This window comes from Streptomyces sp. RPA4-2 (assembly GCF_012273515.2).
In the GTDB taxonomy this organism is placed as follows: domain Bacteria; phylum Actinomycetota; class Actinomycetes; order Streptomycetales; family Streptomycetaceae; genus Streptomyces; species Streptomyces kaempferi.
Genome location: NZ_CP050975.2, coordinates 197,903 through 208,260, shown reverse-complemented (window position 1 = coordinate 208,260; position 10,358 = coordinate 197,903). Strand labels below are relative to the sequence as shown.

Annotated in this window: 1 protein-coding gene; it reads left to right on the top strand. The window is 73.9% G+C overall.

From position 1 onward, the window contains the following. The first annotated feature begins 30 nt into the window (after nucleotides 1-30). Nucleotides 31-10,356: a type I polyketide synthase gene (locus tag HEP85_RS00735; protein WP_369657519.1), complete on the top strand. Its 10,326-nt coding sequence runs from the start codon at nucleotides 31-33 to the stop codon at nucleotides 10,354-10,356. The last annotated feature ends 2 nt before the right edge of the window (nucleotides 10,357-10,358 follow it).

Below are 10,358 nucleotides of genomic sequence, written 5' to 3'. Positions count from 1 at the left end.
TTTCTCACCACAACAGCATGGGGGCAGTCCATGACAACTGAAGCGCGGCTTCGGGACTACCTCAAACGACTCACCGTCGACCTTCACGAGACCCGGCTCAAACTCCGCCAGCTGGAGTCCAAGGACGACGAACCCGTCGCCATCGTCGGTATGAGCTGCCGTCTGCCCGGCGGTGTCCGGTCGCCCGAGGACTTCTGGGACCTGCTCGTGTCGGGAGTCGACGCGGTCACCGACTGGCCCACCGACCGCGGCTGGGACCTCGGCACCGACGCCACCGGCGGCGCCCGCCACCAGGGCGGCTTCGTCTTCGACGCCGACCGCTTCGACCCCGCCTTCTTCGGCATCTCACCCCGCGAAGCCCTCGCCATGGACCCGCAGCAGCGCCTGCTGCTCGAAGCGACCTGGGAGGCCTTCGAACGCGCGGGCATCGACCCCGCCGCTCTGCGCGGCAGCCGCTGCGGAGTCTTCGTCGGATGCAGCGACCAGGGCTACAGCAGCGGACTGCGAGAGGTCCCCGACGACGTCCGCGGCCACCTGCTGACCGGCACCTCCATGTCCGTCGTCTCCGGCCGCGTCGCCTACACCCTGGGCCTCGAAGGCCCCGCGATCACCGTCGACACCGCCTGCTCCTCCTCCCTCGTCGCCCTCCACCTGGCCGCACAGTCCCTGCGCTCCGGCGAGTGCTCACTCGCCGCCGTCGGCGGCGTGACGGTCATGTCGAGCCCCGGCGCCTTCATCGAGTTCGGCCAGCAGGGCGGCCTCGCCTCCGACGGCCGCTGCAAGGCGTTCTCCGAGGACGCGGACGGCACCGGCTGGGCCGAGGGCGTCGGCGTCGTCGTCGTCGAGCGGCTCTCGGACGCCCGCCGCAACGGCCACCACATCCTCGCCGTCGTCCGCGGCTCCGCCGTCAACCAGGACGGCGCCTCCAACGGACTGACCGCCCCCAACGGCCCCTCCCAGCAGCGCGTCATCCTCGCCGCCCTCGCGAGCGCGGGCGTACCCGCCACCGAGATCGACACCGTCGAGGCCCACGGCACGGGCACCGCGCTCGGCGACCCCATCGAGGCCCAGGCCCTGCTCGCCACCTACGGCCAGGGCCGCGAGGCCGACCGCCCCCTCTGGCTCGGCTCGGTGAAGTCCAACATCGGCCACACCCAGGCCGCCGCGGGCGTCGTCGGCGTCATCAAGACGGTCCTGGCGATCCGCCACGGCGTCCTCCCGCCCACCCTCCACGTCGACAACCCCTCCTCCCACGTCGACTGGAACGCCGGCAACGTCAGGCTCCTGGCCGAGTCCGTCGACTGGCCGCGGGCCGACCGGCCCCGCCGCGGCGCCGTGTCCGCCTTCGGAGTCTCCGGAACCAACGCCCACGCCGTCATCGAGCAGGCCCCCGCAGACGAACCGGCCACCGAGGCTCCCGCCCGCGCCGGCCTGCCCCTGCTGCCCTGGGTGCTCTCCGCCCGCGACGAACACACCCTGCGCGAACAGGCCGCACGCCTCAGCGCCCACCTCACCGACCACCCCGACACCGACCTCTACGACCTCGCCTGGTCCCTCGCCGCCACCCGCGCCGCACTCCCCGAGCGGGCCGCACTCCTCGGGACCGACCGCGCCGACCTGCTCAGCGGCCTCGCCGCCCTCGCCGAGGGCCACCACACCGACCGCGTCCACACCGGCTCGACGAAGGGCGACGGAAAACTCGCCTTCCTCTTCTCCGGCCAGGGCGCGCAACGTCTCGGTATGGGCCGGGAGTTGTACGAGGCGTATCCCGTGTTCGCGGAGGTCTTCGACGCGGTGTGCGCGCACCTGGACGAGGGTCTGCGGGAGGTCGTGTTCGGTGCGGACGCCGAGCTGCTGAACGAGACGGGCTGGACCCAGCCCGCACTGTTCGCGATCGAGGTCGCGTTGTTCCGGCTGGTGGAGTCGTGGGGTGTGCGGCCCGACTTCCTGGTGGGCCATTCGGTCGGTGAGCTCGCTGCCGCGCATGTGGCGGGGGTGTTCTCGCTGGAGGATGCGTGCCGGTTGGTGTCGGCGCGGGGTCGTCTGATGCAGGAACTTCCCTCCGGTGGGGCGATGTTCGCGCTGGAGGCGTCCGAGGACGAGGTCCTGCCGCTGTTGACGGACGGGGTGTCGGTCGCCGCGGTCAACGGTCCGCGTTCGGTGGTGGTCTCCGGCGTCGAGACCGCGGCGTCGGCGGTCGCGCAGGAGATAGCCGCCCTGGGCCGCCGCACTTCCCGTCTGCGTGTCTCCCACGCTTTCCACTCGCCGCTGATGGAACCGATGCTCGCCGAGTTCCGCACGGTCGCCGAGAGCGTCACCTACACGCCGGCCCGCATCGCCGTCGTCTCGAACCTGACCGGACAAGCGGCCGGCGCGGGGGAGTTGGAGTCCGCCGACTACTGGGTCCGCCACGTCCGGGAGGCCGTGCGGTTCGCGGACGGGATCGGGTGGCTGGCCGCGAACGGTGTCACCCGGTTCGTGGAGCTCGGCCCGGACGGCACCCTCACCGCCCTCGCCCAGACCAGCCTGCCCGACAGCCACGACGCGCTCTTCGCCCCCACCCTCCGCAAGGAACGGGACGAGGCCGAGACCCTGACGTCCGCCGTCGGCCTCCTGCACGTGCACGGCCGCACGCCCGAGTGGAACTCCCTCCTCCCCGGCGCCGGACGCGTCGACCTGCCCACCTACGCCTTCCGCCGGGACCGCTACTGGCTCGAACGCTCCTACCGGGCCGACGGCTCCGCCGCGCCCACCACCGAAGGCGACCACCGCCACCAGGTGACCTGGCGCCCCGTGACCGGCCTGCCCGCCGAGGCGCGACTGAGCGGCCGCTGGCTGCTCGTCACCCCGGCCGCCCTCGGAGACGACGGCTGGGACGGCGCCCTCACCGAAGCCCTGGCCGCACGCGCCACCGACCTCGTCACCGTGCCATGCCCCGCCGACGCCGACCGCGCGACGCTCGCCGGCCTGCTCGCCGCCGCGGCCGCCGGCACCCCGGTCAGCGGCGTCGTCTCGGCCCTGGCCCAGGCCCCGGGAGAACACACCGCCACCCCGGAAAGCGTCCTGGCCACCGCCCTCCTCGTCCAGGCACTCGGCGACACCGACATCACCGCGCCCTTGTGGACCCTCACCCGGGAAGCGGTCACCACCGGCCGCGGCGACGTACCCCCGCGCCTCGACCAGGCCGCCGTCTGGGGACTGGGCCGCGTGGCCGCGCTCGAACACCCCGACCGCTGGGGCGGTCTCATCGACCTCCCGCACGAACTCGACCGCCGCACCGCCTCCCGACTGGCCGCCCTGCTCTCCGGCGGCGGCGCCGACGAGGACCAGGTCGCCGTCCGCGCCGCGGGTGTCCTCGCCCGCCGCCTGGTCGCGGTCACGGAGGAACCCGGCACCCCCTGGACCCCCAGCGGTACGGTCCTGGTCACCGGCGGCACCGGCGCACTCGGTGCCAGGGTGGCCCGCTGGGCCGCGGGACAGGGGGCCACCCGTCTCGTCCTCACGAGCAGGCGCGGAGCGCAGGCACCCGGCGCCGCCGAACTGGAGGCCGAACTCTCGGCCATGGGCGCCGAAGTCTCCCTCCTCGCCTGCGACATGACGGACCGTGAGGCTGTACGGCAGCTACTGGACGAGCACCCGGTCGACGCCGTCGTCCACACCGCCGGAGTCCTCGACGACGGGGTCCTCGACCGGCTCACCCCCGAGCAGTTCGACACGGTCGTACGCTCCAAGGTCGCCGCCGCCCTCCACCTCGACGAACTGACCCGCGAGCGCGACCTCTCGGCGTTCGTCCTCTTCTCGTCCTTCGCCGGCACCGTCGGCTCCGCGGGCCAGGCCAACTACGCCGCGGCCAACGCCATGCTGGACGCACTCGCCGAACGCCGCCGTGCGCGGGGTCTGTCCGCCACGTCCATCGCCTGGGGCCCCTGGGCCGGCGGCGGCATGGCCGCCGACGCCTCCGCCGAGGACCGCCAGCGCCGCGGAGGCGTCAACCTCCTGGACCCGGCGACCGGCCTCGACGCCCTCGCCGTCTGCGCCGCCTCGCCGGCCCCGGTCACCTTCGTCGCCGACGTCGACTGGACCCTGTTCGGCCCCGCCTTCACCGCCGTCCGCACCAGCCCGCTCCTCGGCGAACTGTATGCCGCCCCCCAGCACACGACCGGACCGTCCGCCCCCGCGACCGCCCTGCGCGCACGCCTCACCGGCCTGACCGCACCGGCCCAGCGCGCCGAACTCCTCGACACGGTCCGTACCCGCGCGGCCGCCGTGCTCGGTCACGCCGGCCCGGAAGCGGTTCCGGCCGACCGCGCCTTCCGCGAACTGGGCGTGGACTCGCTCATCGCGGTGGAGCTGCGCAACGTACTGGGCGCGGAGTGCGGGGTACGGCTGCCCGCCACCGTGGTCTTCGACTACCCGACTCCGTCGGCCCTGGCCGACTTCCTCCACGGCGAGCTGAGCGGTGTCGTCGCGGAAACTCCGGGCGCGTCCACCGCGACCGGTGTCGAGGTGTCCGCCGACCCGATCGTGATCGTCGGAATGGCCTGCCGCTTCCCGGGCGGAGTCGACTCCCCGGAAACACTGTGGAACCTGCTCTCCGAGGAACGCGACGGCATCGCCGACTTCCCCCGCAACCGCGGCTGGGACCTCGACGCCCTCAACGCACTCGACGGCCCCTACACCAGCCACACCCACCGCGGCGGGTTCCTGGGCGACGTCGGATCGTTCGACGCCGGCTTCTTCGGGATCTCACCCCGCGAGGCGCTCGCCATGGACCCGCAGCAGCGCCTGCTGCTGGAGACGTCGTGGGAGGCGGTGGAACGGGCCGGTATCGACCCCCGTCTGCTGCGCGGCTCGCGGACCGGCGTGTTCGCGGGGACGAACGGCCAGGACTACCCGGCACTCCTCGCGTCCTCGGGGGGTGACTTCGGCGGCTACGTGGGCACCGGCAACGCGGCGAGTGTCTTCTCGGGCCGGGTCTCCTACGTCCTCGGCCTCGAAGGGCCCGCGGTCACCGTCGACACGGCCTGCTCCTCGTCCCTCGTCGCCCTGCACCTGGCCGCGCAGGCCCTGCGGTCGGGGGAGTGCGACCTCGCACTCGCCGGCGGCGTGACCGTGATGTCCACCCCCGGCGCGTTCATCGAGTTCAGCCGCCAGGGCGGCCTCGCGGGCGACGGCCTGTGCAAAGCCTTCGCCGAAGGCGCGGACGGTACGGGCTGGGGTGAGGGTGTCGGTGTGCTGCTCGTGGAGCGGTTGTCGGACGCGCGCGCCAACGGTCACCCGGTGCTGGCCGTCGTACGTGGTTCGGCGGTGAACCAGGACGGTGCGTCGAACGGTCTGACCGCACCGAACGGCCCTTCGCAGCAGCGGGTGATCCGGGCTGCTTTGGCGAGTGCGGGTCTGTCGGCCTTGGACGTGGACGCGGTCGAGGCGCACGGCACCGGCACGACACTGGGTGACCCGATCGAGGCGCAGGCGTTGCTGGCGACCTACGGCAAGGACCGTGACGCGGGGCGGCCGTTGTGGCTGGGGTCGGTGAAGTCGAACATCGGTCACACGCAGGCTGCTGCCGGTGTGGCGGGTGTGATCAAGATGGTGGAGGCGATGCGCCACGGTGTCCTGCCGGCCACCCTCCACGTCGACGCACCCTCGTCGCACGTCGACTGGGAAGCCGGTGAGGTCAGGCTGCTGGCCGGGGCGGTGGACTGGCCGGAGACGGACCGTCCGCGCCGCGCGGGTGTCTCCTCGTTCGGACTGAGCGGCACGAACGCGCACGTGGTGCTGGAACAGGCGGAGACGGCCGCCGAAGACACGGACATCGCGATCCTTCCGGCGCTGCCCGTCGTCCCGTGGGTGGTCTCCGGACAGAGCCCCGCCGCTCTGCGCGCTCAGGCCGCCAGGCTGCTGGCTCATGCGCAGGCCCATCCCGACCTGGACCCCGCCGACGTGGGTCTGTCGCTGGTCAGGACCCGGTCGGCGTTCGACAACCGTGCGGTGATCCGGGGCGGCGACCGTGAGGAACTCCTCGCGGGCCTCGCCGCCGTCGCCCGCGACGAGAGCGTGCCGGGTGTGGCCCAGGGCGTCGCGACCGAGGGCAAGCTCGCCTTCCTCTTCTCCGGCCAGGGCGCGCAACACCTGGGCATGGGGCGGGAGTTGTACGAAGCGTATCCCGTGTTCGCGGAGGCCTTCGACGCGGCGTGCGGGCACCTGGACGAGGGTCTGCGGGGGGTCGTGTTCGGTGAGGACGCGGGGCTGCTGAACGAGACGGGGTGGACGCAGCCCGCACTGTTCGCGATCGAGGTGGCGCTGTTCCGGTTGGTGGAGTCGTGGGGGATGAGCCCCGACTTCCTGGTGGGCCACTCGGTCGGCGAACTCGCCGCCGCGCACGTGGCGGGGGTGTTCTCGTTGGAGGATGCGTGCCGGCTGGTGTCGGCGCGGGGTCGTCTGATGCAGGAACTTCCTGCCGGTGGGGCGATGTTCGCGTTGGAGGCGTCCGAGGACGAGGTCCTGCCGCTGCTGGAGGGCTGGGAGACAGAGGTGTCCGTCGCCACCGTCAACGGCCCCCGCTCAGTGGTGATTTCCGGCGTCGAAGCGGTCGCGGAGGCCATCGCCCAGGAGATAGCCGCCCTGGGCCGCCGTACCTCTCGTCTACGTGTCTCCCACGCCTTCCACTCGCCGCTGATGGAACCGATCCTCGCCGAGTTCCGCACGGTCGCCGAGAGCGTCACCTACACGCCGGCCCGCATCGCGGTCGTCTCGAACCTGACCGGACAGGCCGCCGGTGCGGGGGAGTTGGAGTCCGCCGACTACTGGGTCCGCCATGTCCGTGAGGCCGTACGGTTCGCCGACGGAGTGCGCACGCTGGCGGAGCGGGGTGTGACCCGGTTCGTGGAGCTCGGCCCTGACGGCACCCTCACCGCCCTCGCCCAGACCAGTGTCTCCGGCGGCGAGGACCTGCTGTTCGCGTCCGTCCTGCGCAAGGACCGCCCCGAGACGGACACCGTCCTGGCGGCGGTGTCGCGGGCGTTCACGCACGGTGCCGCCGTCGACTGGGCCGCCCTCCTCACCGGCGCACGGCCGGTCGACCTTCCCACCTACGCCTTCCAGCATGAGTGGTTCTGGCCCGAGCCCGCCGCTGCCGCCGGACCCGTGGCGGCCGACCCGCTCGACGCGAGCTTCTGGGCGGCCGTGGAACGCGGCGACGCCCACGACCTCGCCGAGGTCCTGGGCGTGGACGAGGCCGAACTCGACGCCGTCGTACCGGCGTTGTCCGCCTGGCGGCGCGGTGCGGCCGAGCGCTCACGCGTGGACGGCTGGCGCTACCGCGTCGCCTGGCAGCCGGTCACCCCTCCCACCGCGACCGACACCGGCCGCCGACTCCTGCTCCAGCCTGCCGGCGAGGACACGCTCGCGGGGATCGAGGAGTTCCTGCCCGGGACCGAGCGGGTGACGTACGACCCGCAGGCGGACCGTGCCGCGCTGGCCGGCGTCCTGTCGGGCCTGTCCGACACCGCCGACACCGAACCGATCGCGGGCGTCCTGGCGTTCCCGTCCGGCCCGGCCGCCCTGCTGACCCTCGTCCAGGCGCTGGGCGACGCGGGAGTGACCGCACCGCTGTGGCAGCTCACCCACGGCGCTGTAGCGGTCGGCACCCCGTCCGAAGGCGTCGTCGACCCGGCGCAGGCCGCCCTGTGGGGCTTCGGCCGGGTCGCCGCCCTGGAACACCCCGACCGGTGGGGCGGCCTCGTCGACCTGCCGGCCCGCCCCGACCGCCGCGCCCTGGCCGTGCTGGCCGCCGTCGTCGCCGACGGCTCCGAGGACCAGGTCGCCGTCCGCGGCACCGCCGCCTTCGCCCGGCGCCTCACCCACGCCGCCGCCCCGGCCGACGCGGGCGGCGGATGGAACGCACCCCGCCGGGTGCTGCTCACCGGCGGCACCGGAGCGCTCGGCACGCGGGTGGCCCGTTGGCTGGTGGGGCGGGGTGCGAGTGAGCTCGTCCTCACCAGCCGTCGTGGGATCGACGCCCCCGGTGCGGCCGAACTCGTCCAGGAGCTGGAGGAGTTGGGTGCGCGGGTGGTGGTGGAGGCGTGTGACACGGCCGATGCGGAGGCGGTCGCGGGTCTGCTGTCGCGGTATCCGGTCGACGCGGTGTTCCATGCCGCGGGTGTGCTGGACGACGATCTGATCGACCGGCTGACTCCGGAGCGGGTCGCCGCCGTCCTGGCCGCGAAGGCTACGGGCGCCGACCATCTCGACTCCCTCACCCGGGACTTGGACCTTTCGGCGTTCGTGGTGTTCTCCTCGATCGCCGGTGTGTGGGGCAGTGGCGGGCAGTCGGCGTACGCCGCCGCCAACGCGCATCTCGACGCGCTGGTGGAGCGGCGCCGGGCCCGGGGTCTTGCCGGTACCGCCGTCGCCTGGGGCCCCTGGGGCGAGAGCGGCATGGCCGCCGACGCCGAGGCCCAGGACCTGCTGCGCCGCCGCGGACTGCGGCCGCTGGAGCCCGACGCGGGCCTGCGCGCCCTCTCCCGCGCCCTCGAACTCGGCGACACCGCCGTGGTCGTGGCCGACGTCGACTGGGACCGCTTCGCTCCCGCGTTCACGACCGGCCGCCCCAGCCCCCTGCTGTCCGCACTGCCGGAGGCCGCCGACGCGCTGCGCGGCACCGGAGCGGCGGCGGACACCACGAGCGCGGGCGCCGCCCTGCGCGAACGGCTCGGCCCGCTGCCGGCCGAGGACCGCGACACGGCCCTGCTCGACCTGGTCCGCGAGCGCGCCGCCACCGTGCTCGCCCACACCGACACCGCGGCCGTCGCCGCCGGGCGGACCTTCCGTGAACTCGGCTTCGACTCCCTGACCGCGGTCGAACTGCGCAACGAACTCACCGGCGCCACCGGGGTGCCGCTGCCCTCCACCCTCGTCTTCGACCATCCGACCCCGCTGGCCGTCGCCGCCCGGCTGCGCGACGAACTCTTCGGCACCGACATCGGCGACGACACCGTCGCGCGGCCACCGGCGGCCACCGTCACCGACACCGACCCCGTCGTCATCGTCGGCATGGGCTGCCGTCTGCCGGGCGGCGTGGCCGGGCCCGAGGCGCTGTGGCGGATCGTCTCCGGCGGCCTCGACACGGTCTCCGGATTCCCCGAGGACCGCGGCTGGGACCTGGAGACCCTGCTCGCGGCCAGCGACACCCGCTCGGGCGGCTTCCTGCGGGAGGCCGCCGGCTTCGACGCCCCGTTCTTCGGCATCAGCCCCCGCGAGGCCCTCGCGATCGACCCCCAGCAGCGCCTGATCCTGGAGACGTCCTGGGAGGCGCTGGAGCGCGGCGGCATCGACCCGACCGGCCTCAAGGGCACCCGGACCGGCGTCTTCGTCGGCGCCGGAAGCTCCGGCTACGGCTCGGGCCTGACCGAGGTCCCCGAAGGCCTCGGCGGACACCTGCTGACCGGCGGCGCCGGAAGCGTCGTCTCCGGCCGCGTCGCGTACACGCTCGGTCTCGAAGGCCCCGCGGTCACCGTCGACACCGCCTGCTCCTCCTCGCTCGTCGCCCTGCACCTGGCCGTGCAGTCCCTGCGCACCGGCGAGTGCGACCTCGCCCTCGCCGGCGGCGTCACCGTCATGGCGAACCCCGGCGCCTTCGTCGAGTTCAGCCTCCAAGGAGGTCTCGCACCCGACGGTCGCTGCAAGGCGTTCGCCGACGGCGCCGACGGAACGGGCTGGTCCGAGGGCGTCGGCGTCCTCGTCGTCGAGCGGCTGTCCGACGCCCGCCGAGGCGGCCACACCGTCCTCGCCATCGTCCGCGGTACCGCCGTCAACCAGGACGGTGCCTCCAACGGACTGACCGCGCCGAACGGTCCCGCCCAGCAGCGGGTCATCCGCGCCGCCCTCGCCTCCGCGGGCCTCACCCCGGCCGACGTCGACGCCGTCGAGGCGCACGGCACCGGCACCGTCCTCGGCGACCCCATCGAGGCACAGGCACTGCTCGCCACGTACGGGCAGAACCGCCCCGCCGACCAGCCGCTGTGGCTGGGCTCGGTCAAGTCGAACATCGGCCACACCCAGGCCGCCGCCGGCGCCGCCGGCATCATCAAGATGGTCCTCGCCCTCGACCAGGGCGTCCTCCCGCAGACCCTGCACGCCGACGCGCCCTCCTCACGCGTCGACTGGAGCACGGGTGACGTCCGGCTGCTGACCGAACAGCGGCAGTGGCCCGACACCGGCCGCCCGCGCCGCGCCGGTGTCTCCGCCTTCGGCGTGTCCGGCACCAACGCCCACGTCGTGATCGAGCAGGCCCCGCACACGCTTAAGCCGCCCCCGCCGCACCCGCCCGCTCTAAGCCCGCCGCCGAGACGGTGACC